The following is a 23,075-nucleotide window of genomic DNA, read 5'->3' as shown; positions in this document are numbered from 1 at the left end:
CCGCGGGCGCTTCGCGTCGGGGCCGGGCCGGCGAAGCTCGGGTGTTACGGGTGGGTGGGTGGGAAAGAACCCGCCGCGGTAGCGGCGGGCGCCTGCCCGCCCACCCGTGGGCGCTCCGCGTCGGGGCCGGTCTGGCGAAGCCGGGGAGCTACGGGTGGGCGGGTGGGAGGACAGGGCCCCCCGGGGCAGCCGGGGTCAGGCCTTGTCGGCGGCCCGCGCCCGCAGGGCCCGCTCCACCCCGGCACGGGACTCCGTGATCAGCCGCCGCAGAGCCGGACTCGGCTCCGCCGAGGCGAGCCACGCGTCGGTCGCGTCGAGCGTCGCCGCGGACACCTGGACCGAGGGGTAGAGCCCCACGGCGACCTGCTGCGCCATCTCGTGCGACCGGGACTCCCACACCGCCTTGACGGCGCCGAAGTACTTCTCCGCGTACGGCGCGAGCAGCTCCCGCTGCTCGGTCTGTACGAAGCCGGAGATCACGGCCTCCTGCACGGCGTTGGGCAGCGCGTCGGACTCCACGACGGACGCCCACGCGGCCGCCTTGGCCTCGGGGGTCGGCCGCGCGGCCCGCGCGGCGGCGGCGTGCCGCTCGCCCGCGGCGGTCCTGTCCCGCTCGGACTCGGCGGCGATGCCCGCCTCGTCGAGTCGGCCCATGGCCGCGAGCCGCCCCACGAACGCCCAGCGCAGCTCCGTGTCCACGGCGAGGCCCTCGATGGTCTCGGAGCCGTCGAGCAGCTCTTCGAGCAGCGCGAGGTCGGACTCCGTGCGGGCGGTGGCCGCGAACGCCCGCGCCCAGGCGAGCTGGTGGTCGCCGCCGGGCGCGGCCGCGCGCAGGTGCTCCAGGGTCGCCTCCGTCCACCGGGCGAGCAGCGCGTCGCGCCCGGCCGGGTCGGCGTACAGGTCGAGGGCGAGCTTCACCTGGCGGTGCAGGGACTGCACCACGCCGATGTCGGACTCCTTGGCGATGCCGGAGAGGACGAGCGCCAGGTAGTCGCGCGTGGGCAGCTCCGCGTCACGCGTCATGTCCCAGGCGGACGCCCAGCACAGGGCGCGCGGCAGCGAGGCCTCGAAGTCGCCGAGGTGCGCGGTGACGAAGGCGAGGGACTCGGTGTCCAGGCGGACCTTCGCGTACGACAGGTCGTCGTCGTTGAGCAGGACGACCGCCGGGCGGGCCCGGCCGACCAGGGCCTCCACGGCGGTCAGCTCGCCGTCGACGTCCAGCTCCACGCGGTCGGTGCGCACGAGCTTGCCCGAGCTGTCGTCGAGGTCGTACAGGCCGATGGCGATGCGGTGCGGCCGCAGGGTGGGCTCGCCCGTGGCGCCCGCGGGGAGCGCCGGGGCCTCCTGCTTGACCGCGAAGGAGGTGATGACACCCGCGGAGTCGACGTCCACGACCGGGCGCAGGACGTTGATGCCCGCGGTCCGGAGCCATTTCTGCGACCAGGTCTTCAGATCGCGGCCGCTGGTCTCCTCCAGGGCCCCGAGCAGGTCGCTGAGGCGGGTGTTGCCGAACGCGTGGCGCTTGAAGTACGCCTGCACGCCCTGGAAGAACTCGTCCATGCCGACGTAGGCCACCAGCTGCTTGAGGACCGAGGCCCCCTTCGCGTAGGTGATCCCGTCGAAGTTGACGAGCACGTCGTCGAGGTCGCGGATGTCCGCCATGATCGGGTGCGTGGACGGCAGCTGGTCCTGCCGGTACGCCCAGGTCTTCATGGAGTTCGCGAACGTCGTCCACGAGTGCGGCCAGCGCGAGCCCGGCGCGTACGCCTGGCAGGCGATGGAGGTGTAGGTGGCGAACGACTCGTTCAGCCACAGGTCGTTCCACCACTCCATGGTCACGAGGTCGCCGAACCACATGTGGGCCAGCTCGTGCAGGATGGTCTCGGCGCGCACCTCGTACGCGGCGTCCGTCACCTTGGAGCGGAACACGTACTGGTCGCGGATCGTCACCGCGCCCGCGTTCTCCATCGCGCCCGCGTTGAACTCCGGCACGAAGAGCTGGTCGTACTTCTTGAAGGGGTACGCGTAGTCGAACTTCTCCTGGAACCAGTCGAAGCCCTGCCGCGTCACCTCGAAGATCGCGTCGGCGTCGAGGAACTCGGCGAGCGAGGGCCGGCAGTAGATGCCGAGCGGCACGCTCTGCCCGTCCTTCTCGTACGACGAGTGCACCGCGTGGTACGGGCCGACGATCAGGGCCGTGATGTACGTGGAGATGCGCGGCGTGGGCTCGAAGGACCAGAGGTCGTCCTTCGGCTCGGGCGTCGGCGAGTTGGAGATCACCGTCCACCCGGAGGGTGCCTTCACGGTGAACTGGAACGTGGCCTTCAGGTCCGGCTGCTCGAAGGAGGCGAACACGCGGCGCGCGTCCGGCACCTCGAACTGCGTGTACAGATAGGCCTGCTGGTCCACCGGGTCGACGAAGCGGTGCAGGCCCTCGCCGGTGTTCGTGTACTCGCAGTCGGCGACGACGCGCAGCTCGTTGCGCCCCTCGCGCAGGTGCCGCAGGGCGATCCGGGAGTCGCGGAAGACCGCGGCGACGTCCAGGGCGTGGTCGTTGAGGACCACCTCGTGGACGGCCGGGGCGATCAGGTCGATGAACGTCTCGGCGTTCGCCTCGGCGCTGTCGAAGCGCACGGTGGTCACCGACCGGTAGGTGCCGCCCTCCTGCGCTCCGGAGAGGTCGAGATCGATCTCGTACGAGTCAACGGTGAGCAGCTTCGCCCGCTGCTGCGCCTCTTCGCGGGTCAGATTGGTGCCGGGCACGCGGTCATCTCCTCAGTGCGACTTGCGAAGTTTCTGTGATGTTTCCGGCCATCCTTCCATGCGGGACGGCGGGGTGCCCCGGCCCATTGTTCTCGGCCCGCCCTGCGGTTAGCATCCGCGCGTCGGCTCAGGCCCCACGGCCTTGGGCGGGCCCCACGGTGGCGGTCACGCGCGGAAGCAGGTGTATATGGCACGGGGAGTACGGGGCCGGTTACGCGGGACCTGTCCGCGCGCGGTCCTCGCCCCGGCGGCGGCCCTGGCCCTGCTGCTCGCCACGGCGGGCTGCGGCGACTCCGGCGACGACGGGGGCGGCACGGCGGACGGCAAGGGCCTGGAGAAGAGCACGATCACCGTCGGCACGATGTCCGTGGCGGACACCGCCCCGCTCCAGCTCGCGATCAGCAAGGGCTTCTTCAAGGCCGAGGGGCTCACCGTCCGCACGACGACGCTCCAGGGCGGCGCCGAGTCCGTCGGCAGGCTGCGCGCGGGCGCCCTCGACATCTCCTTCGGCAACTACGTCTCGTACTTCCTCGCGCACGCCAACAAGGCCCTGGACGTGCGGATCGTCGCCGACGCCTTCGCCCTGGCGCCCAAGACGCACGCGGTCCTGGTGCGCAAGGACTCGCCGGTCAAGACCCTGAAGGACCTCGAAGGCAAGAAGATCGCCGTCAACACGAAGCGGAACATCAGCTCCCTGCTCGTCCAGAAGGCCGCCAAGGCCGAGGGCGTGACGTTCGACGAGGACGAGGACTTCGCCGAGGTCGACATGCCGAACATGGAGACCGCCCTGAAGACGGGCAGCGTCGACGCCGTGCAGGCCGCGGAGCCGTTCGTCAGCGCGATCGAGGAGTCCGGCACCGGCCGCGTCGTCGCCGACCTCGGCAGGCCGCCGACCGCGGGCTTCCCGATCGCGGGGTACGCGACCACGGCGCGCTTCGCCGAGAAGAACAAGAAGACCGTCGAGGCCTTCCAGCGGGCCATGGCCCGCGCCCAGAAGCAGGCCGCCAACCGCACCACGGTCGTGCGCACGCTCCCCGACTACACCAGGATCACTCCCGACCAGGCCGCCCAGCTCCACCTCGGCGGCTATCCGGTGGCCCTGGACCCGGCGCGGCTGCGCCGGGTGGTGGACCTGATGCGGGAGTTCGGCTATCTGCGGCGGCCGCTCGACGTCGAACCGCTGCTCGTGCGCACGGGGCCGTGAGGGCGATGCGGTGAAGGAGGCGGCGCGCTTCGGTTCCGGGTCCGGCCCGGAGGCAGGGGCGCGCGCCCGTCGCCGCGTGCGCCTGGGCGCCCTTCCGCGCGCCGGGGCGCTCGTCTCCCGGCGGTGGGGGCGGGCCCTGCTCGGCGCGCTCGGCGTGGGCGGGGCCGTGCTCGTCCTCGAACTCCTCTCCCGTACCGGCGCCTTCGGCGACGGGGAGCTGCCGCCCGCCACCTCCGTGCTCGCCCGCGCCGCCGGGATGGCCGTCGACGACGGCTTCCTCGGCCATCTGGGCACCACCGTCTCCGCCTGGCTCGGGGGGCTCGCGCTCGCCGTCGCCCTCGCCGTGCCCGCCGGGCTCCTGCTCGGCTCGCTGCCCCGGCTCGGCGCCGCGAGCCTCGCCGTGGTCGAGCTGGCCCGGCCCGTGCCGTCCGTCGCGCTCATCCCCCTCGCGATCCTCGTGTTCGCCGAGCCGGTCCGGGTCGAGCGGTCCCTCGTGTGCTACGCCGCGCTGTGGCCGATCCTCCTCAACACCCTGTACGGGCTGCGCGACGTCGACCCCGTCGCCAAGGAGACCCTGCGGTCCTTCGGCTTCGGGCCGCTGTCCGTCCTCTGGCGGGTGTCCCTGCCGAGCGCGGGCCCGTTCGTGCTCACGGGGGTGCGGATCGCCGCCTCCGTGGGGCTCGTCGTGGCGGTCAGCGCGGAGCTGCGGGCCGGGGGTGACTCGGGGCTCGGCGTGTATCTGCTCCAGACGCAGTCCGGGGGCGGGCGACCGGACCTGATGGTGGCCGGGGCGGTGTGGGCGGGGGCCCTGGGGGTGGTGGCGAACGGGGTGCTCGTGGCCGTGGGGCGGGTGGCTTTTCCCCAAGCCCGCCCCTTCCCGAGACGAAGGGGCTCTGCCCCCTCGACCCCCGGATATCGCGCTTCGCGCTCGTCCTCAAACGCCGGACGGGCTGAATGATGACCGTTGTGCGCTTTCTGCTGCTGCGGGGGTGGCTGCTCGCTCTGCTCGTCCTCGCCTGGGAAGTGGCCGCCCGGCGGGCCGGGGACGTCTACTTTCCGCCGCCCGGGCGCATCGTGCGGCTCATGGTGCGCGAACCCGGGCTCGACGCGCTCCGGCAGAGCCTCGGGCAGCTGCTCCTCGGGTGGGCGATCGCCGGGGCCGTGGGGGTCGCCGTCGGGGTGGGGGTCGGGCTCTCGCGGGTGGCGCGGTACGTGCTCGAACCGGTGCTGCAGTTCGCGCGGGCCGTGCCGCCGCCCACGCTCATCCCGTTCTTCATGGTCGTCTTCGGGCTCGGCACGTCCATGCGCCTCGCGACCGTCGTGTTCGGGGTCGTGTGGCCGGTGCTGCTCAACACCGTCGACGGGGTGCGCTCCGTCGAGCCGGTGCAGCTGGACTCGGCCCGGGTCTTCGGCCTCGGCCGGGCCGCGCGGCTGCGGTACGTGGTGCTGCCCGCCGCCGCGCCGAAGGTCTTCGCGGGGCTGCGCGTCGCGCTCGGCTTCGCGCTGATCCTCATGGTCGTCGCCGAGCTGATGGGGGCGGGCGACGGGGTCGGCGCCCGGCTGAACGCGGCCGAGCGGGAGTTCCGCCCCGACCGGATGTGGGTGGTGATCCTCCAGCTCGGCGCCGTCGGCTGCGTACTCAACGGACTCTTCCTGCTGGTCGAGCGGAAGGCACTCGCCTGGCACCGGGGTGCGAGGCGCGGGAACACCTAGGGCGTGGGGGCGCCCGCCGTTCCCGTGCAACCGGTTCACCCGGAGCGGAGGGAACGACCGAAGCACGTGAGCACTCAATTCACATAGACCACGAGGCAGTTGGCTTCAGCGCACAGGGGGAACACGGGATGCTGGACATCGCGGGGCTCAGTCATCGCTACGACGACGGCCATCAGGCGGTCGAGGACGTCGAACTCTTCGTGGACCGGGGCGAACTGGTCAGCATCGTCGGCCCCTCGGGGTGCGGCAAGTCCACGCTGCTGCGGTGCGTGGCGGGCCTCCAGCGGCCGAGCGCGGGCCGGATCACGGTCGGCGGCCGGGCCGTCGAGGGCGCCGTACCGGACGGCCTCGCGGTCGTCTTCCAGGACTACACGCGCTCGCTCTTCCCTTGGCTGACCGTCCGCGACAACGTGGCCCTTCCGCTGCGCCGCCGGGGCCTCGACCGCGCCGGGCGCCGCGCCCGCGCCCGGGACGCGCTCGCCCAGGTCGGCCTCGCGGACGCGGCGGCCAAGTACCCCTGGCAGCTCTCCGGCGGCATGCAGCAGCGCGTGGCCATCGCCCGGGCCCTGGCGTACCGGCCCGCGCTGCTGCTCATGGACGAGCCCTTCGGCTCGGTGGACGCCCAGACCCGCGAGGACCTGGAGGACCTGCTCCTCGCCGTACGGGCCGGACACGCGGAGGACGGCGGACACGCGGAGGACGGCGGGGCCACGGCGGGCCGCGGGAACGCGGCGGGCGGCCGGGACGCGGCACCGGGGCGCATGACCATCCTCCTGGTCACCCACGACATCGACGAGAGCGTGTACGTCGGCGACCGCGTCGTCGTCCTCAGCGGCGCCCCGGGCCGCGTCCACCGCGAGCTGCGGGTCGACCTGCCCGCACCGCGGGACCAGATCGCCACCCGCGGCCTGCCCGAGTTCGTGAAGCTCCGGGCCGAGGTCGGACGGGCGGTGCGCCGGCCATGACCGTGGACGTACTGATCGCGGGCGCGGGCATCGGCGGCCTCACCACCGCGCTGAGCCTGCACGCGGCGGGCATCGGCGTGCGCGTCGTCGAACCGGTCGACGTGCTGCGGCCCGTCGGCGTCGGCATCAACCTCCTCCCGCACGCCGTGCGGGAGCTGACCGAACTCGGCCTCGGCGACCTGCTCGCCGCGACCGGCGTGCAGACGGCCGACATGGTCCACTACGACCGGCACGGCAACCGCATCTGGGGCGAGCCGCGCGGCCTCGCGCTCGGCTACCACTGGCCGCAGTACTCCATCCACCGGGGCGCCCTCCAGATGCTGCTGCTCGACGCGGTGCGCCAGCGGCTCGGCGACCGGGCCGTGGTCACCGGCACGGCGTTCGTCCGCTTCATGGAGGACGGCAACGCGCTGCGGGTCGTGCTGCGGGACGTGGCCCGCGGGCGGGAGCACGCGGTGCGCGTGCGGGCCCTCGTCGGCGCCGACGGCCTCTACTCGACGGTCCGCGCCCGGCTGCACCCCGGCGAGGGCCCGCCGCGCTGGAACGGCATCCGGATGTGGCGCGGCGTCACGGAGTGGCACCCGGTCCTCGGCGGCCGCACGGTCGCCGTCGCGGGCAGCAACGCCCACGCGAAGCTGGTCGTCTACCCCATCTCGCGGGAGGCCGAGCTGCGCGGCCGGGCCCTGCTCAACTGGGTGGCGGAGGTCCGCTTCCCGCCGGAGCCGGGCGCCGGGCCGGGCTCCGCCGACTGGAACCGGGGCGGCCGCCTCTCCGACGTCCTGCCGCACTACGCGGGCTGGCGCATCGGCGACCTCGACGTGCCCGCCCTCTTCGCCGCGACCCGCCGCATCCTGGAGTACCCCATGGTCGACCGGGAGCCGCTGCCGTGGTGGGGCAAGGGGCCCGTCACCCTCCTCGGGGACGCCGCGCACCCCATGTACCCCGTGGGCTCCAACGGCGGCTCCCAGGCCATCCTGGACGCCCGCGTCCTGGCCCGCTGCCTGGCCGTCACGGACCCCGACCGGGCCGCGGGGCTGCGCGCCTACGAGGAGATCCGCCGCGAGGCCACGGCCGCCCTGGTCCTCGCCAACCGCCGGATGCCCGCCGACCGCTTCCTCGCGGCGGTCGCCGAGCGCGCCCCCGACGGCTTCGAGCGGGTGGAGGACGTGCTGACGCCCGAGGAGCTCGGCGAACTGGAGGCCGCGTACCGCTGGACGACGGGCACGGACGTCGCGGAGCTCAACGGGAGGGGGTCGTGGGGGCTTCCCTGAGCCGGCCCAGGAGCCGGGCGAGCGCGGCGGGGGTGGTGGTCAGCACGGCGCCCGGGGCGTCGCTCTCGCGCAGGTGGACGGAGTCGTGGGTGGAGGCGACCTCGACGCAGGTGTTGCCGTCTCCGGCCTCGGAGAAGGTGGACTTCTGCCAGTGGAGGTCCTGGGTCATGACTGAGCCTCACAGGTCCTTGAGAGTGCGGTGAACGAAGTCCCTCGACGGCCCAGGGGGCAAGGCCGCCGTCTCCACTTTACGGAAAAGTTTTCGAAAACGGTCCAGCTGGGATTCCGCGTCCAGGAACGCCGTGCCGTGCGGCGAGTCCCGCAGCACGGTGTCCAGTTGGGGGATCGGGCCGCCCGTGTACAGCATCGCGCTGCTCGCCCCGGCGAAGCCGGTTACCCCGAAGGGGATGACGCGTACGGTGTGACCTCGGTCGATCTGGTGCAGGATGGCCCGGAGTTGATCGCGGGCCACCCTGCGGTCGGCCACGAGGATCCGCAGCGCGCATTCGTGGACGACCGTCTCGTACGTGGCGGCCTCGTCGCCCTCGATGGCGGCCCGGCGCCTCATCCGGTGTTCCACCCGGGGTTCGAGCTCGCTGGGCGGGAGCTCCGGGACCGCGTACGAGAAGACCGCCCGGGCGTAGTCGGGAGTCTGCAGCAGCCCGGGTACGTGCGTGATGACGACCTCGCGCAGGAACGTGGCGTGGTGCTCCAGCTCGGCGACGTCCAGGAACGCCGGTGGCAGCACGCCCCGGAACTCATCCCACCAGCCCTGCGTACGGTCGGCCGCCATGGCCGCGAGGGCGTCGACCAGCGCCTCGTCGGCGCAGGCGTAATGAGCGGCGAGCCGTCGCACCCGCTCCGGGCTGACGCCCGCGAGGCCCGCCTCGACCTGGCTCATCTGCGCCGAGGTCGAGCTCAGTAACCCTGCCGCCTCCCTGGCCTTCAGTCCGGCGGCCTCCCGCAGTCTGCGCAGCTCGGTGCCCAGGCGCACCTGTCGTGCGGTGGGCTGATTCCTGGGCGCCATGTACTCCTCCGGGTCTCAACTCGCCTGTGGATGCCGCTCGTTCGGGTGTCAGATTAGGGCAATCGGTTGCGGGAGGAAAAATTTTCGCCCTACTCTACGTGATGTGTCGCAACGCTGCGAAGCGTTCGGGAGTACCGGAGGCCGACTGTCCCCGCATGCCATGACGGGGTGGTCGCGCCCCCGCCCTGCGCGCGCAGCGTGTATCCAACTCCTCAGACCCTCAACGGAGTTCACGCATGTCTGAAGACGGCAGTAAACCCGAAACCGGCCCCGGTGCGGAGCCCTGGGAGTACACCCTGCACATCCCGCGCGAGCTCTGCGCGGTCACTGTGTGTCGCCATACCCTCCGGGTGATCCTCTCCGTGCACGGCCTCGGCGGCGTCGTCGACGTGGCCGAACTCCTGGCGACCGAGCTGGTCTCCAACGCCGTGCGCCACACCAAGGGCCCCGTCTCCTTCCGCCTCCTGTGGGCCGACGGAGTCCTGCGCATCGGCGCCTGGGACGCCGACCCCACGCCGCCCGCCCCGACCCCGCGCCCGGCCCCCCTCGACCTGGAGGACGGCCGGGGCCTCGACCTGATCCGCTGCTGCTCCGACACCTGGGGCTGGCACCCGCTGCCGAAGGAGGGTGACGCGGGCAAATACGTCTGGTGCGAGCTCGGCGCCGCCGCCTAGCGCGCGCTCCTGCCCGCCGTCGCCACCACCCCCAGCGCGAGCACCGCGAGGCCGCCGCCCAGCCACAGGACGTCCGTCGCGCCCAGGCCGTCGGCCACCCGGCCGCCGAGCAGGGCGCCCAGGGCGATCGCCGTGTTGAAGATCCCGGCGAAGAGCGCGGACGCGGCCTCGCGGGCCTGGGGGGCGGCGGCCATGACCCAGTTCTGGGAGGAGACGGAGACGCCGCCGTAGGCCAGGCCCCAGGCGACGAGCAGGGCGACGGACGCGGGCAGCGACGAGCCCGCGGGGACCAGGAGCAGCACCACGCCCGCCAGGGCCGCGGAGATCAGCAGGAGGGTGCGGCGCGGGTCGCGGGCCGCGAAGGTGCCGCCCAGGAAGTTGCCCGCGACGCCCGCGACGCCGTAGCACAGAAGGAGGCCGCTGATCAGGCCCGCGCCCACGTCCGGCACCCGCTCCAGGACCGGACGGACGTACGTGTACGCGGTGAAGTGGCCGACGACCAGGAACGCCACCGCGATCAGGCCGACGCGGAGCCGGGGCAGGCGCAGCAGGCCGGGGAAGACGCCGAGGCGCACCGGCTCGCTCGGCGGCAGCGCCGGGAGCACCACGGCGAGCAGCGCGGCCACGCCGAGGCCGAGCACGGCCATCGCGCCGAACGCCCAGCGCCAGCTGGCGAGTTCGCCGAGGAAGGTGCCCGCGGGCACTCCGAGGACCGACGCCACGGCTATGCCGCTGAAGATCACGGCGGTGGCCCGGCCGACGGACTCGGCCCGCACCAGGCGCACCGCGAGCGAGGCCGCGACGGCCCACACGCCGCCGATGCAGAGGCCGACCACGATCCGGGCGACGAGCAGGACCTCGAAGGACGGCGCCAGGGCCGACAGGAGGTTCGCGGCGCCCAGCAGGAGCATCAGGCCGCACAGGACGGCCCGGCGGTCCGCGCCGCGCACCGCGACCGGCAGGAGCAGGGCGGCGAGCGCCGCGACCACGCCGGGCAGGGTGACGGTCAGGCCCGCGGTGCCGTCGGACACGCCGAGGCCCGAGGAGAGCGAGGTGAGCAGGCCGACGGGCAGCATCTCCGTCGTCACGACGGAGAAGGTGGCGGCGGCGACGGCGACGACGGACAGCGGCAGGGCCCGCTGCCGCGTGTCCACGTGGGGGGTCTGGGTCAGGGTTTCGGTGGGCGTTTCCATGGGCGTTTCCATGGGCACCAGACAACGCCCGCCCGGCGACCGGGAACAACGCCGAAGATCTCATCCTTGAATGAGCGGGACTCATCGATCCCGGAACGATCGAGCGTGGGCGGGAGCTGCCGGCTGTGGGCGGAGTGGAGATACGGGAGCTGGAGTGCTTCCTCGTGCTGGCCGAGGAGCTGCACTTCGGGCGGGCGGGGGAACGGCTGTACGTCTCGCAGAGCCGGGTCAGCCAGCTGCTCGCCGCGCTGGAGCAGCGGGTCGGGGCCCGGCTCGTGGAGCGTACTAGCCGCCGGGTGCGGCTGACCCCGCTCGGCGAGCGGTTCCGCGCGGAACTGCGGCCCGCCTACACGGAGTTGACCGCCGTCGTCGACCGGGCCAAGGAGGCCGCGCGCGGGGTGGAGGGGCGCCTGCGCATCGGCTTCCAGGGCACGGCCGACGCCCGGCTCATGGAGGCCATCACCACCTTCCAGCGGCGGCACCCGGGCTGTGTGACCCAGATCGCGGAGGTGCCCTTCGCGGATCCCTTCGGGGCGGTGCGCCAGGGCGAGGTGGACGTGGCGATCGTGCTCCTGCCGGTGGCCGAGCCGGACCTCGTCCTCGGCCCGCTCTTCTCCCGGCAGCAGCAGACCGTCGCCGTGTCGGTACGGCATCCCTTCGCGGGGCGGGAGCGGCTCGCCGCGGCCGAGCTGCACGGCACGCCCCTGATCGCGGCGGCGCCGCCCGCCCCCGCCTACTGGCGCGAGGCCCACGCCCCCTCGGCCCTGCCCGCGCCCGCCGTCCGGACCCTCCAGGAAGGCCTCACCCTGGTCGCCGCGGAGCAGGGCGCGATGCTCCTGTGCCGCCCCACGGCCGCGTACCACGGCCGCGAGGACGTCGTCTTCGTGCCGGTGGACGGGGTGCCGGACTCGGTGCTCGGCATGGTCTGGCACCGGGACGGGGAGACGGAGCGGGTGCGGGCGTTCGCGCGGGCGGTGACCGAGGCGACCGCCGTGGCCGCGGCGGCGTGACGCCCTGCTACGCGGCTTCGGGGCGGTGCACCACGAAGTGCAGGCAGCCGTACTCCACGGCCCGCACGTGCACCTGGGTGACCTCCGGGGCGGCGAACGCCTCCTCGAAGGCCTCGTCGTAGCCCGCCGTCGTGTCCTCGGGCAGCTCCAGGAGACGGCCGCCGACGATGTGGCCCCGGTCGTCGTAGCGGCGGAAGGCGCGCAGCGCCCCGGCGCGCGCGAACGGGTAGCCGGTGGCCGCCTCCCGCGCGGGGCCCTCGCAGGGGTCCGCGTGGATGAAGACCGGGCCCTGCTCGTCGTAGGCGCCCGGCCGGGCGCCGGTCCGTGCCGCCCAGCGGCGGAGCGGGGCGTACGCGACCAGGGCGACGCGGTCGCCCGGGGCGATCGGGCGCAGACAGCAGCGCAGGGGGCTGCCGCCCTCCTCGTCCGTGTACGGCACGCAGGCGCGGCCCGCGTCATCGGTCTCGCGCAGCTCCGCCAACGCCTCCGGCGGGATGGGCTGAGGTGTGTACAGGGTGCTCATGTCCCCCACCCTCCGCTGTGCCCCGCGCCCACGCTGGCGCTTTCCGGACACCTACCTCGCCCCACCGCTACCGCGGCGATTCCTCCCACCCGCCCACCCGTTCCCACCCCAGCGACCCGGCCGAGCCCCGACCTGGCGGCTCGCCCGCCGTCGTCCGTCCGCTTCGCCGCTCCGCGACGAACCCCGCCCACCCACCCCTGAGGAAGGGGCGGGTGGGCGGGGAGAACAGACGGGCGGTCGGCGACGGCGCCCGGCCGGGGCCATCCAGCCCGTCCGGCGTTTGAGGACGAGCGCGTCAGCGCGGGGTCGGAACCGGCGGGACGGGTCAGGACTCCTGGGCGACGAGCTCAGCGATCTGCACGGCGTTCAGCGCAGCGCCCTTGCGGAGGTTGTCGTCGGAGATGAAGAACGCGAGCCCGTGCTCGACGGTCTCGTCGCGGCGGACGCGGCCGACGAAGGCCTCGTCGCGGCCCGCGGCGACCAGCGGGGTGGGAACGTCCGTGACGACGACGCCCTCCGCGCCGGAGAGGATCTCGACGGCGCGCTCGGGGCTGATCGGCCGCTCGAAGCGGGCGTTGACCTGGAGGGAGTGGCCGGTGAAGACGGGCACGCGCACGCACGTGCCGGAGACCTTGAGGCCGGGGATCTCCAGGATCTTGCGGGACTCGTGGCGGAGCTTCTGCTCCTCGTCGGTCTCGTTCAGGCCGTCGTCGACGACGGATCCCGCCATCGGCAGGACGTTGTACGCGATCGGGGCGACGTACTTGTCGGGCGCGGGGAAGTCCACGGCCGAGCCGTCGTGGGCCAGCCGCGGGGCGTCGGCGCCGACCTTCTCGATCTGCCCGTACAGCTCCTCGACACCAGCGAGACCGGAGCCGGAGACGGCCTGGTAGGTCGCGACGACCAGCGAGGTGAGCCCGGCCTCCAGGTGCAGCGGCTTGAGGACGGGCATCGCGGCCATGGTCGTGCAGTTCGGGTTGGCGATGATGCCCTTGGGGCGGTCGGCGATCGCGTGCGGGTTCACCTCGGAGACGACCAGCGGCACCTCGGGGTGGCGGCGCCAGGCCGAGGAGTTGTCGATCACGACGGCGCCCTGTGCGGCGACCTTCTCGGCGAGGGCCTTGGACGTGGCGCCGCCGGCCGAGAACAGCACGATGTCGAGGCCGGTGTAGTCGGCGGTCGAGGCGTCCTCGACGGTCACGCCGTCGACGACGGTCCCGGCCGAGCGGGCCGAGGCGAACAGGCGCAGCTCGTCGACCGGGAACTTCCGCTCGATCAGGATCTTGCGCATGACCGTGCCGACCTGACCGGTGGCTCCGACGATTCCGACCTTCACGGCTACTCCCTAAAGTTCTGGCACGTGCCTCGGCTGGCTTTCAGCCTTCCCATCATGCGGGGGACCCCAGGGCGCCTGTCCAATTCATTGAGGTCTCAATCGTGCCGTGGGGCGGCGCTGACCAGCAGGTGAGACGCCGCCCCCGGCCCCGCGGGGCGCTCAGCCCCGGTGCTCGATGCCCCAGCGGCCGCTGGTCCTGATCTGCAAGTAGCCGCCGGGCAGCAGCTGCAGGCCCGCCGCGGTGCTGATCCGCCGCACCGGTTCGAGCCGCTCGTCGAGCTCCCAGAGGACCAGGAGGTCGATCAGGCCCCGGCCCTCGTGGGTGAGCATCATCTCGGTTTCCGCACCGGTGTGACGTACGACTCCGTAGCCCTGCCCCTCCACGCGCCCGCCCTTGCCGAGGGCGGGCGCGCTCGCGGCCGGGGCGGGCTCGATCCGCCAGGCGGTGTGGTCGCCCGCGCTGACCAGGACGTAGGCGTGGCCCGCGGGTGAGACCCACAGCGGTCCGGTGACGGGGCGGCGGCGCCCCGAGGTGTCGGCGGAGATCACCGTGCGGCCGTGCGCCTGGACGGTGCGGGTACTCAGGGGCTCGTCGCCGGAGCCGGTGCGGGCGAGGCCGAGCAGCGCGGGCGGCCCGGCGTAGCGGAACACCGCGCTGCCCGCGCCCTCGGCGGGACCGGTCAGGGGCGGCGCCTGCTCGACGGGCAGCAGCCTGAGGCTCCAGTCGCCCGTGCCCTCCAGCTTGAGGCGCACCTGCGCGGCGCCGTCGCGGAAGATCAGGGTCCGGCCGCGCTCGCCGTTGTTCTGCCCGCTGAGGAACTGCTCCTCGTCGTCGTACTCGTCGAGCAGCTTCGCCTCGTACCCGAGGAAGGAGTCCTCGCCCGCGATCGCGTAGTCGAGCAGGGCGGGGCGGCCGGGGGCCGGATTGACCAGCGTGACCGTGGCCCGGCCGCGTCCGGAGTAGGCGCCGGTCGCCTGGGCGACGGCCTGGTCGACGACCGGCAGCGGGCGCGCGCTGAGCTGCCAGGGGCCGTCGGCCTCCAGGGCGAGCAGCAGCGGCCCGTCGGTGAGCGGCACGGTCTGGCGCAGCCGGTCGGTGTCGTTGACGAGCAGGTCGTAGTCGTCGAGGTCGCGCAGCCTGGTGGCGTCGTGGCTCTTCAGGCCGATGTAGCCGCCGCCGTCCTCGTCGCCCGCGAAGTCCACGTCGAGGTCGGCGGCCGTGCCGTGGTACGCGAGCACGTCGGGGCCGTAGCCCTGGAGCGCGCCGGGGCCGAGCGGGCGGGCCGCCGAGAGCGGCAGGACGCGTACGCCCCACTCGTTGTCGGCCTCCACGCGCAGGCGCAGCGGGCGGCCCTGCGGGACCTTGACGAGCACGCGGCCCCGGAAGTCGTCCAGGGTGCTGTTGAAGAGGTGGTCGTCGTCCTTGTTGCGGCGGTTGAGCGTGGTCACGCCGAAGTAGCCGTCGCCGCGCTGCCACGCCTCGACGAGCACCGCGGCGCCGGGCGGCAGCGGCGCGTCGACGCTGACGACGCCGTTGCCGTGGCCCTGCTGGGCGAAGGGGTGGAACTCGGGGCCCAGGGGCGCGGCGGGCGCGGGCCCGGCCGCGGGCACGGCCGGCGCGTACGACGGCTGCGGGACGGGCACCGGCTGCGGGGGCTGCGGGGGCTGTACCGGCTGCGGTGCGGGCGCGGGCGCGGGACCCGGCTGCTCCACCGCGATGCCGAAGTCCGTCGCCAGGCCCGCGAGGCCGGACGCGTAGCCCTGCCCGACCGCACGGAACTTCCAGCCCCCGTCGCGCCGGTAGAACTCGCCGAGCACGAACGCCGTCTCGGTGCTCGCGTCGGTGACGGCGTAGTGCGCGACGACGCCGCCGTCACCGGTCATGGCCTGGAGGTACAGGCCGGGCACCGCGCCGAAGGTGCCGCCGTCGCAGGACCCGGCTATCAGCACGCGCTGGACGTCCGGCTCGATCCGCGGCAGGTCGACCTCCAGCCACTCGGCGAGCTGCCCGCCGCCCTCGGCCGTGCCCGCGTGCCGCACCGCGCCGGAGGGGTGCGCGGGCTGGTTGTAGAAGACGAGGTCGGCGTCGCCCCGGACCGTGCCGCGCGCGTCGAGGAGCAGTGCGGAGGCGTCGACGACGGGCGCCCCGGGCACCTGCGAGCGGCAGACCGCGACCCGCAACGGAGCCACCGGGACAGGGGTGTTGGCCCCCTTGGAGATGTGCGTCATGGGGCTCATCGTGTCAGTGGAGACAGTGTGAAGTCGATGAGGAGAAGTGGCGGAGGAGGTTCCGGATACACCACCCCGACACGCCGCTGACCTGCGGTGACGCGCCCCGTCCCGGGAGTTCCCCGGCCCGCCGGAGGCGATGTCCCGGTCCGCCGGAGACATCTCCCCGGCCGCCGAACGATTCGCCCCGCTGCCGCGTCGTAGGGGAAACGGAGGAGGGGGAGGGGCATTGCTGCGCGGAAAACCACGCCGTCAGGCGCGCGACGCGGCCGACCGCCGCACACCGGCGGCGGACCCGCTCGACCCGGCCCAGGAGGCCCGCGTCCGGGCCGTCCTGTCGCTCGGCGGGGTGCCGTACGGCGAACTCCAGGACGGGGTGCAGCAGGTCAGGCTGCGGCTCCTGGAACGGGCGGCGAAGGGGGAGCAGGCCCCGCGCAACGTGTCCGCCTGGGCCGCGGTCGTCGCCTCGAACTGGGCCGTGGACTGGCACCGGGCCCGGCACCGCCAGGAGCGGCTCGGCGAACGGCTCGCCGCGCTGCGCCCGGAGCGGCCCGCGGACGACGGCGCCGAGTCGCGCGTCCTGTCGCTGGCCGTGGCGCAGGGCCTGGACGAACTGCCGGACGGCCAGCGGCAGGTCGTCGTCCTGCGCTTCTACGCGGACCTGCCGGTGCGGGACATCGCCGCCGAGCTCGGCATCCCGGAGGGCACGGTCAAGAGCAGGCTGCACGCGGCCGTACGGATGCTGCGCACGCGGCTGCAGAAGGAAGAGGTGGTGTGACCGTGGCGCACGGCGCGTACGACGAGCAGGACGGGCACGAGGGCCGCGCCGCGCGGGGCGGGCCCCCCGGGGAGCGCTACGACGGCCCCGACGCGCTGATGCTCGCGGTCACGGACGAGCCCGTGCCCGAGGCGGCGCGCGCCGACGAGCGGTTCCTGGCCGAGCACGCGGCGGCGGTCGCGGACGTGGCGGCGCTGCGGGAGCAGCTGCGGGCCGTGGGGGACGCCCTGGCGCGGGGCCCGGGGGAGGCGCCGCCGCGGCCGGTGCCGGTGCGCGGCCCGCGGCCGGGCGCGCCCGTGCGGCGGCGCGCGCTGCTCGCCCTCGCCGCCACGGCCGCGGCGGGCCTGCTGGGCGGCGTGGTGTGGCTGGGCGCGCGGGCCGACCTCGGCGCCGGGGACGACGGAGCCGACAAGTCGGCGGGCGCGGGCGCCGACGCCGGGGTCGAGCGCCGGGAGCCGGGCGACGACGGCCCCCAGCAGGACGCGGACGGAAAGGGGTCGCCCGCGGGTTACGTCGCCTGTGCCCGCCTCATCGTCGAGGGCACCGTACAGAGCGTGGAGACGCTGCCGGGCGGCGGCCAGGACCGGATCACCCTGGACGTGTCCCGTGCCTACAAGCCCGCCGAGGCGCCGGAGGAGGTGACGTTCGTGATGGACGTGAACGCGGATCCACCCCTGCGCGCGGGCGACCACGCCCTGATCGGCATCCCCGAGGGGGAGGCCTCGCCGGACGTCTGGACGACGGGCAAGGGCATCCCGAAGGAGCGCCGCTGGATCCTCGCCGCCCTGCCGAAGGCGCGCGGACTGGAGTGCTGAGGGGCACGGAATCGGGTGCTGAGGGGCACGGAACCGGGTGCTGAGGGGCACGGACTGGAGTGCTGAGTTCCGGTGACAGTTGGGTGAAGGCGCTGTTGCGCCCGGCGATAAACCCTTTGAACTGCGGTTTTTCCGGGCTAACTTCCTTCCACCGCGATCACTGATGATCACCAGCGATCAGCAGTGGTCGTCACTGATCACCGAACCCCCCATGGAAGGACCTCCGTGCGCGCACCCCGCAGCCGGGCGACGGCCGCTCTCGTCTCCGCGGCCGTCGCCGTCCCCGTCCTCTTCGCCGCCGCACCCCAGGCGGGCGCGCAGGCCGACCACAAGCCGCACCCCACCACGCAGGAGCGGCAGGCGAAGAAGCTCGCCAAGAAGCTCGTCGAGAAGTCCTCCGGCAAGGGCGCCTACCGCCACCTGGAGAAGTTCCAGGAGATAGCGGACAAGAACGGCGGCAACCGCGCCGCGGGCACCAAGGGCCACAAGGCGTCCACCACGTACGTGCACGACCGCCTGAAGAAGGCCGGGTACAAGGTCTCGTACCAGGACTTCACGTTCTACGAGTCGGAGACGCTGCGCGAGGGCGCGGCCGTCCTGTCGCCCGAGGCGCGCAAGCTCAACGCGGTGGCCTTCGACTTCAGCAAGGCGACGCCCGAGGGCGGCATCCAGGCGCCGCTCGCGGCCGCCCGCGTCGACGACACCCCCGGCTGCGAGGCCGACGACTACGCCTCGGACACCTTCACCGGCAAGATCGCCCTGGTGAAGCGCGGCTCCTGCACCTTCGCCGAGAAGGAGGCCGCCGCGGCCAAGGCGGGCGCCATCGGCCTCATCCTGTACAACCACTCCGGCGACAAGCCCGTCCACGGCAACCTGGAGACCCCGGACAACGCGCACATCCCGGCCGCGGGCATCACCCTGGCCGAGGGCGAGGCGCTCGCCAAGCAGATCGCCCAGGGCGAGGTGAAGGTCTCCCTGGACGTCGCCACCAAGGCCGTCCCGCACAAGACCCGCAACGTCATCGCGGAGACCCGCGGCGGCCGCGCCGACCGCGTCGTCGGCCTCGGCGCCCACCTGGACTCCGTGCCCGAGGGCCCCGGCATCAACGACAACGGCTCCGGCTCCGCCGGTCTGATCGAGGTCGCCGAGAAGCTCGCCAAGGCGACCAAGGGCGGCACGAAGCTCAACAACAAGGTCCGCTTCTCCTGGTGGTCCGCCGAGGAGCTCGGCCTGCTCGGCTCCGACCACTACGTCAAGTCGCTGACGGCCAAGCAGAAGAAGAACATCAAGCTGTACCTGAACTTCGACATGATCGGCTCGCCGAACGCGGCCGAACTCGTCTACGACGGCGACAACTCCGACGGCGTCGGCTCCGGCCCGGGCCCGAAGGGCTCCGCCCAGATCGAGAAGCTGATCAACGGCTTCCTCGACAAGAAGAAGGTCCCGCACTGGGGCACCGACTTCGACGGCCGCTCCGACTACGGCCCCTTCATCGCCGAGGGCATCCCCGCGGGCGGCACCTTCACCGGCGCCGAGGGCCTCAAGACCGAGGAGCAGGCGGCGAAGGCGGGCGGCAAGGCCGGCCAGCCCTACGACCCGAACTACCACGGCAAGGGCGACACCCTGAAGAACATCGACCGCAAGGTCTTCGACGTGAACGTCGACGTCATCGCGAACGCGGTCGGCACCTACGCGCAGGACCTCGGCTCGCTCAAGCGCTGATCCCCCGCGCGGCACCGCCGCACGCACGAGAACGGGGCGGGCACCTGGACCAGGTGCCCGCCCCTTCCGCATGCCGTGCCGCGGACGGTCTCCGTACCGGTTGCTCGGTGAGTACCGGTTACTCGGTGACCTTCGCGACCGTCACGGTGCCGGCGCCCGCGACGGTGCCGCGCGCGTTCAGGAGGTTGACCTCGCCGAACAGCACCCGGCCCGAGGCGGCGGGCGTGCCCGCGACGAGCTCGGCCGCGACGGTGGCGGACTCGCCGTTGGCGAGCTTCACCGGCTTGGCCTCGTCGACCTTGACCTGGCCGAGCGACGCGGAGAAGAACACGTCACGGTAGTCGTACGCGGTCTGGCCGGTCGGGATGGAGTAGCCCGCGACCTCGATCGTGTACGTCCCCGGCGCGGGCTTGGCGATGCTCACCGACTCGTCCGAGTCGCCGTCCGCCGACTGCGCGACGACCCGGCCGTCCTTGAGGACCGCGAGGTCGAGGTCGGCGCGGGCGTCCGCGGTGGAGCCGATCGCGGCGTCCAGGCGCTCGGCGCCCTCGGGCACGACGACCGTGGTGGTCTGCTTCTGGCCCTGCTTGATGGTGGGCCGCGCGGTGGCGGCCGAGCCCAGCGAGCCGCCCTTCAGCTTGCCGTCCACCGCGGCGTAGTCGTTCGTCGCCTTCCAGGTGACCGGGGTCGGCCGCCCGACCTTGGCGTCGTCGACCTGCTGCGGCGCCGGGGCGAAGGACACGCCGAGCGCGGACACGTCGAGGCGGTAGGGGTTGTCGAGCACCGGCGACGTGCGCCGCGACTCGACCTCGATCTCCCAGACGCCCGGCGTCGGGTTCTTGTACGACCGCAGGTCGGGACGGCAGGTGTTGTCCGGGTTCGGGAAGTTCGGGTAGCAGACGAGCGAGGACGTCTCCTCCGACGGCAGGCCGTAGGGGTGCACGGAGATGAAGCGCGTCTGGCTCTTGTCCGCGAGCCCGCCGAGGGCGACCTCAAGGGTCTTGGTGCCCTTGGGGACCGTCACGAAGTGCGACGTGGTGCCGTTGCGCTGCACCGAGCCCTTCGCCGTGTACGTGAACTTCGGCTTGGCCAGCTCCTTGGAGACCACCACGGTCGTCATGATCTGGTGGTCGATGCCGGGCGTGCGCTTGTCGTTCACGGTGAGACGGGCGCTGGAGACGCCCGCCGACCGCGGCGCGGCCTCCACCTTGACCGTGACCGGCTTGTCGCGGGTCAGCAGGATCTCGGAGGGGCCGACGAGCCGGAACGTCTTCTCGTGGTTGTTCGCGAACTTCAGCTCGTGCCGCACGGGCCCGCGCGGCCCGGTGGTCCGGGTGAGGGTGACCTTGTAGGTCTTCTTCTCGCCCGCCTTCAGGCCGCCCTCACGGTCGTACAGACCGGTGCCGGGCTTCTTCAGCTCCTGGTCCAGGGCCGTGTCGACGGGCGCCTTCACGGTGTACTCGTGCGCCTTGGCGCCGCTCTTGATGGCGTCCCAGGCACCCAGGACGTCCATCCGGCCGGTGCCCTGCGCATAGGCCTGGACGCCGGGGATGCGGTCGGCGGTCGAGGTGAGCGCGGTGCGCAGCTTCGCCGGGGTGAGGTCGATCCGCTGCTGCTTGGCGGCGCTGAGCAGCAGCGCGGCGGAGCCCGCCGCCTGCGGCGACGACATCGACGTGCCGTTCAGCATCGAGTAGCCGGCCGGGAGCTTGTAGCCCGCCTCGGCGACCGGGCCGCCGGGCAGCCAGGTCTGCGTGGTGTTGATGGCCGAGCCCGGCGCGGTGATCAGCGGCTGGAAGCCGCCGTCCTCACGCGGCCCGCGCGAGGAGAAGTTGAACATGCCGTACTTCTTCGTCACCTCGGAGCCGTAGTTGGCGGCCCAGGTCTCCTTGGAGATGGCCGCGCCCACGGAGATGACGTGGTCGGCGAGCCCGGGGTCGCCGATGGTGTTGGCGCCGGGGCCCTCGTTGCCCGCCGAGATGACCAGCTGCACGCCGTAGGTGTCGATGAGGCGCTTGTACAGCTCGGCACGGGCGTTGTTGCCGTCGTTCAGCGCGGGCAGACCGCCGATGGACATGTTGACGATGTCGACGCCGCGCTTGGTGACGAGGTCGATCATGCCCTCGGTCAGGGCCACGTTGGTGCAGCCGCCGGACCAGGTGCAGGCGCGCGAGGAGACGATCTTGGCGCCGGGCGCGGCGCCGCTCATCTTGCCGCCGAACAGCTTGTTGGCGGCCGTGATGCCCGCGACGTGCGTGCCGTGCTCGGACTCGATGAGGCCGATGTTCACGAAGTCGGCCTTCTTGCCGACCCAGTCACCGCCGTAGGGGTCCGTCGGGACGTCCTTGCGGATCTCCACGACGAACGGCACGCGCTCGGCGACGTCGGTGGCCGGGTCGTCCTTGCCGAAGTAGGCGACCTGGTGCTTGTCGCCGTAGGGCTTCATCGGCTTGTCGTCGGTGAAGTCCTTGTTGTCGTTCAGGTCGACGCGGACGGTGCCGGCGGCGGGGTCGTACAGCACGCCCCAGGTGTCGGTCGTGTCGCCGTCCCGGTTGAGGTCGCCCTTGGCGTCGCCGCCCGCGGTGGCGGCCTCGCGGAACCGGCTGATCTGGAAGGACCCCGAAGGCGCCTTCCACGTGTCCCCGTCCCACGTGAAGGCCGGACCGCTGACCGGGTTCGTCATCCGCCGCCAGGTGCCGTCGCCGTCCACGATCGGGTCGGTGGCCGTCACCCAGTCGGTGATCTTGCGCTCGCCGGTGGTGGTCTTCTGCAGCGCCGGGTGCCCGAGGTCGACGCCCGAGTCGAGGACGCCGATGGTGATCCCGCGTCCGTCGGCCTTCGGGTTCTTCTTCACGAAGTCCACGGCGCCCGTCTCGAAGGACGGGTTGTACGGGTTCTTGGCGGGCGTGTCCTTGCCGGGCGCGGGGTAGGCGTCGGCGCCCGCGGCGGGCCCGGCCCCCTTCGCGCTCTGCGGCTTCGGGTCGTCCAGCTCGATCTCCTGGCGCAGGTCGATGCCGTGCACCGTGGTGAGCTTGCTCGCCGCCTTGATCGCGGCGTCGGCCTTCGCGGTCGGCACGGAGGCGCGGACGTAGCCGAGCTTGTCGTACGTGCGGCCCACCGAGCCGCCCTCGACGGCGTCCAGCTGCTTGGCGACCTGCTCGGTCGCGCCGGGCTGGGTCGCGACCATCATCGTGACGGTCTTGTCCCCGTCCGCCTTCGCGTCCGCGAGCAGCTCCGCGTCGGCGGCGCCCAGCTTGGCGGCGGCGGACTTGGGGGCCGGGGCGGGCGTGTCGTCGGCGAAGGCCAGGGGGAGCGGGGCCGCCGCGGTCAGGGCGGCGGCCACGGCTATCGCGGTGGCGAGGCGGGCGGTGCGTCTCGCGCCCGGTGCGTCCTCGGTGGAGTGCTGTGCTTCGCGGGTCATCTACATCCCTGTACGTGAATTCGAAGTGGTCAGGTTCGAAGTGGCCAAAGCGGTCCGGAAATCGGGGCCGGATGACCGCTCAGCTTTACGTAAGGGGTGCCTTTTTGGGGAGCCCTGCCTGCCCCGGGGTTACGCGGTGGCGTACTTCCGCCATACGCCACACGGAACAACACGCCCCATAACGGGACTTGCCCCCACCGGCTCCACGCGGCGCGCCCCAGACCCGCCCCTTCCCGATCCGGGGGCTGCCGCCCCCGTGCCCCCGCTCTGTCGGCGCTCCGCGCCTCGTCCTCAAACGCCGGACGGGCTGAACGTGTCCACCGGGCACGGCGGGAAAGCCGCGAGGTCGGGGCCGGGCCGGGTGGCTGGGGTGGAAACGGGTGGGCGGGTGGGGGAAATCCCGCCGCGGTAGCGGCGGGCGGCCGAAGACGGCG

The 23,075-nt window shown here is 73.2% G+C and carries 18 protein-coding genes; 10 read left to right on the top strand and 8 right to left on the bottom strand.

Annotation, left to right across the window (positions count from 1 at the left end):
• Positions 1-195: 195 nt before the first annotated feature.
• Positions 196-2,763, bottom strand: coding sequence for an aminopeptidase N (gene pepN / locus C9F11_RS14960; RefSeq protein WP_138959766.1), 2,568 nt, complete (start codon positions 2,761-2,763; stop codon positions 196-198).
• 187 nt (positions 2,764-2,950) lie between these two features.
• Here pepN and C9F11_RS14955 point away from each other — a divergent pair, with 187 nt between their 5' ends.
• The 5 genes from C9F11_RS14955 to C9F11_RS14935 all read left to right on the top strand — a co-directional run bounded on the left by C9F11_RS14955 (position 2,951) and on the right by C9F11_RS14935 (position 7,916).
• Entirely contained in the window at positions 2,951-3,967 is a 1,017-nt protein-coding gene (locus C9F11_RS14955) for an ABC transporter substrate-binding protein (protein WP_138959765.1), read from the top strand.
• Between the two features lie 10 nt (positions 3,968-3,977).
• Complete coding sequence (locus C9F11_RS14950) at positions 3,978-4,925, top strand: ABC transporter permease subunit (RefSeq protein WP_138959764.1); 948 nt, start codon at positions 3,978-3,980, stop codon at positions 4,923-4,925.
• Between the two features lie 8 nt (positions 4,926-4,933).
• A complete protein-coding gene (locus C9F11_RS14945; protein ID WP_249401740.1) occupies positions 4,934-5,680 on the top strand; it encodes an ABC transporter permease in 747 nt (248 codons plus the stop codon).
• A gap of 128 nt (positions 5,681-5,808) precedes the next feature.
• Entirely contained in the window at positions 5,809-6,645 is an 837-nt protein-coding gene (locus tag C9F11_RS14940; protein ID WP_138959762.1) for an ABC transporter ATP-binding protein, read from the top strand.
• On the top strand, positions 6,642-7,916 hold the full coding sequence (locus C9F11_RS14935) for a flavin-dependent oxidoreductase (RefSeq protein ID WP_138959761.1): 1,275 nt from the start codon (positions 6,642-6,644) through the stop codon (positions 7,914-7,916). Before C9F11_RS14940 ends, C9F11_RS14935 begins: the two co-directional genes overlap by 4 nt.
• On the opposite strand, the gene C9F11_RS14930 is transcribed toward C9F11_RS14935, so the two are convergent.
• Both C9F11_RS14930 and C9F11_RS14925 read right to left on the bottom strand, forming a co-directional pair.
• Complete coding sequence (locus tag C9F11_RS14930; RefSeq protein WP_138959760.1) at positions 7,885-8,085, bottom strand: DUF397 domain-containing protein; 201 nt, start codon at positions 8,083-8,085, stop codon at positions 7,885-7,887. The genes C9F11_RS14935 and C9F11_RS14930 overlap by 32 nt on opposite strands.
• Positions 8,086-8,094: 9 nt before the next feature.
• Positions 8,095-8,943 (bottom strand): helix-turn-helix transcriptional regulator, encoded by an 849-nt coding sequence (locus C9F11_RS14925; protein WP_138959759.1) that lies wholly within the window; start codon positions 8,941-8,943, stop codon positions 8,095-8,097.
• A 236-nt stretch (positions 8,944-9,179) separates the two neighbouring features.
• Here C9F11_RS14925 and C9F11_RS14920 point away from each other — a divergent pair, with 236 nt between their 5' ends.
• Entirely contained in the window at positions 9,180-9,617 is a 438-nt protein-coding gene (locus C9F11_RS14920; protein ID WP_138959758.1) for an ATP-binding protein, read from the top strand.
• Here the strand turns inward: C9F11_RS14920 and C9F11_RS14915 are convergent.
• Entirely contained in the window at positions 9,614-10,810 is a 1,197-nt protein-coding gene (locus C9F11_RS14915) for an MFS transporter (RefSeq protein ID WP_138959757.1), read from the bottom strand. The two genes, C9F11_RS14920 and C9F11_RS14915, sit on opposite strands and share 4 nt — an antisense overlap.
• A 125-nt stretch (positions 10,811-10,935) precedes the next feature.
• Here C9F11_RS14915 and C9F11_RS14910 point away from each other — a divergent pair, with 125 nt between their 5' ends.
• Complete coding sequence (locus C9F11_RS14910) at positions 10,936-11,820, top strand: LysR family transcriptional regulator (RefSeq protein ID WP_138959756.1); 885 nt, start codon at positions 10,936-10,938, stop codon at positions 11,818-11,820.
• Between the two features lie 7 nt (positions 11,821-11,827).
• On the opposite strand, the gene C9F11_RS14905 is transcribed toward C9F11_RS14910, so the two are convergent.
• From C9F11_RS14905 to C9F11_RS49925, 3 genes are all read right to left on the bottom strand, one after another.
• Positions 11,828-12,343, bottom strand: coding sequence for a DUF1203 domain-containing protein (locus C9F11_RS14905; protein ID WP_138959755.1), 516 nt, complete (start codon positions 12,341-12,343; stop codon positions 11,828-11,830).
• Between the two features lie 325 nt (positions 12,344-12,668).
• Positions 12,669-13,679, bottom strand: coding sequence for an aspartate-semialdehyde dehydrogenase (locus C9F11_RS14900; RefSeq protein ID WP_138959754.1), 1,011 nt, complete (start codon positions 13,677-13,679; stop codon positions 12,669-12,671).
• 159 nt (positions 13,680-13,838) lie between these two features.
• Positions 13,839-15,908 (bottom strand): TerD family protein, encoded by a 2,070-nt coding sequence (locus C9F11_RS49925; protein WP_346347273.1) that lies wholly within the window; start codon positions 15,906-15,908, stop codon positions 13,839-13,841.
• Between the two features lie 232 nt (positions 15,909-16,140).
• Here C9F11_RS49925 and C9F11_RS14890 point away from each other — a divergent pair, with 232 nt between their 5' ends.
• The 3 genes from C9F11_RS14890 (at position 16,141) to C9F11_RS14880 (ending at position 19,223) form a co-directional block, all read left to right on the top strand.
• Entirely contained in the window at positions 16,141-16,686 is a 546-nt protein-coding gene (locus C9F11_RS14890; protein WP_249402178.1) for a sigma-70 family RNA polymerase sigma factor, read from the top strand.
• Positions 16,683-17,501 carry a hypothetical protein gene (locus tag C9F11_RS14885; protein WP_249401739.1) on the top strand — a complete coding sequence of 273 codons (819 nt, stop codon included), beginning with the start codon at positions 16,683-16,685 and terminating at the stop codon, positions 17,499-17,501. Before C9F11_RS14890 ends, C9F11_RS14885 begins: the two co-directional genes overlap by 4 nt.
• Before the next feature lie 225 nt (positions 17,502-17,726).
• Positions 17,727-19,223: a M28 family metallopeptidase gene (locus C9F11_RS14880; protein WP_138959753.1), complete on the top strand. Its 1,497-nt coding sequence runs from the start codon at positions 17,727-17,729 to the stop codon at positions 19,221-19,223.
• Positions 19,224-19,341: 118 nt separating this feature from the next.
• Here C9F11_RS14880 and C9F11_RS14875 read toward each other — a convergent pair whose 3' ends face one another.
• Positions 19,342-22,641, bottom strand: coding sequence for a S8 family serine peptidase (locus C9F11_RS14875; protein WP_138959752.1), 3,300 nt, complete (start codon positions 22,639-22,641; stop codon positions 19,342-19,344).
• Positions 22,642-23,075: the final 434 nt, after the last annotated feature.

Source organism: Streptomyces sp. YIM 121038 (genome assembly GCF_006088715.1).
GTDB lineage: Bacteria > Actinomycetota > Actinomycetes > Streptomycetales > Streptomycetaceae > Streptomyces.
This window is presented reverse-complemented; position numbering and strand designations above follow the sequence as displayed.